Source organism: Faunimonas sp. B44, from assembly GCF_052655945.1.
On record NZ_JBQYEX010000044.1, the window covers coordinates 1 to 1759 of the forward strand.

Here is a 1759-nt window from a genome sequence, read left to right on the forward strand (position 1 = left end):
CATCGGAGGCGGAGACCTTCTGGGCCACCTTCCTCAAGGACCTCGTCCGGGGCGGCCTGAAGGGCGTGAGACTGGTGATCTCCGACGCGCATGAGGGGCTGAAGGCCGCGATCCAGCGGGTGATGCGCTCCACCTGGCAGCGCTGCCGCGTGGGGCCGTTGAAAAACGCCCATGTCTATGATTCCGTGCTGTTATTGGAAGGCGACGAAGGGCTGGCGGATGTTACAGCGGCGCGGGCGAGGACAGTTGGAGTTCTTCGTCTGCGGCTCGCTGCGCGATCTCGTTCCCGACGATCACGTCCTCGCCCGCGTCGACCGGGTTCTCGACCTGAGCTGGCTGCCTGAGGAGGTGGCAGAGGCCTACGCGCCCGGGGTCGGCCGTCCCGCCATCGATCCAGAGGCGGCCGTGCGGCTCATGCTGGCCGGCTTTTTGCTCGGCATCGTCCACGACCGTCGGCTGATGCGCGAGGCGCAGGTGAACTTGGCCATTCACTGGTTCGCCAGCTTCGGGCTGAACGACCGGTTGCCCGACCATTCCTCGCTGACCCGCATCCGCCAGCGCTGGGGCGCGGAGCGGTTCCGGCGCATCTTCGAGCGCACCGTGAAGGCCTGCGTCGCCGCCGGCATCGCGAAGGGCGAGATCGTGCACGTCGACGCCTCGCTGATCCGCGCCGACGTCGCATGGGAGAGCCTCGCCGTCCGCCATGTCGGCGCCGCGGCCGAGGCGAATGCTGACAGTGCGCCCGATCGTGAAGACGAGCAGGTGCTGCGGGACTCCAAGAAGACCGGCAAGTTCAAGAAGGTCTGCCTGACGGACCCCGACGCCTCGATGGCGACGTCGGGCCGGAACCGCCGGCTCGAGCCGAGCTACAAGCAGCACAGCGTCGTCGACGACCAGCTCGGCGTGGTGCTGGACGTCGAGGTCACGACCGGCGAGGTGAACGAGGGCGAGCAGATGCTGGCCCGTCTCGACGCCGCCGCGACGGTGACTGGCACGACGATCGTCACGGTGACCGCGGATGCCGGCTACGCCTACGCCAAGATCTACGCCGGGCTGGAGAGGCGACGGATCGAGGCGGTCATCCCGGCCAAAGCCGAGCCGATCCGCAGCCCCGTGCCCATGCGCCGGTTCCGCTACGACGCCCGACACGACGTGCTGAAATGTCCGCGCGGCAAGAAGTTGAAGCCGGGCCGCCCCGTGAAGCACGGCCGCTTCTTCACATCGCGCGCCCGAGACTGCCGCGGCTGTGACCTCGCGGCGATCTGCCTTTCGAAGGGGCGCGTCAACAAGGCCGTCGTGCTCGGCGACGAATATCCAGCCCTTCTGCGGGCTCGGCGGCGCAGAGACCGATGGAGCGACGAGGACCATCGGCTCTACCAGCGCCACCGGTGGCGATCCGAGGGTTACCACGGTGAGGCGAAGACCTGGCACGGCCTCGCCCGCGCCGTCCGGCGCGGTCTGCAGAACATGCGAATCCAGGCCTTCCTCACGGCCGCGGCTGTGAACCTCAAGCGGCTCGCTGGAGCCGTCCTCGCGCTCTTGCTCGCGGTCCTCGTCACCATTGCGGACGCGATCGAAACATCGATGTCGCGGTGGCTTCGGCCTTCAGCCATGTGCGCCGCCTGATCGGCGGCGAATTCTTCAACGGCCCCCGCGTGCATTTCATGAGAAACGCGCTGGCCCACGTCCCGAAGGGACAGCACACCGTCGTCGCCGCCGCGATCCGGCAGGCTTTCATCCAGCCGGATCGACAGAGCGG

General features: G+C 68.1%; 1 protein-coding gene and 1 pseudogene. Both read left to right on the top strand.

Features of this window, described 5'->3' with window-relative positions:
• Positions 1-179 (top strand): annotated as a pseudogene (locus ACUN0C_RS20130) (transposase); the annotation flags it as partial.
• Between the two features lie 40 nt (positions 180-219).
• Positions 220-1626, top strand: coding sequence for a transposase (locus tag ACUN0C_RS20135; protein ID WP_445468187.1), 1407 nt, complete (start codon positions 220-222; stop codon positions 1624-1626).
• Positions 1627-1759 lie beyond the last annotated feature (133 nt).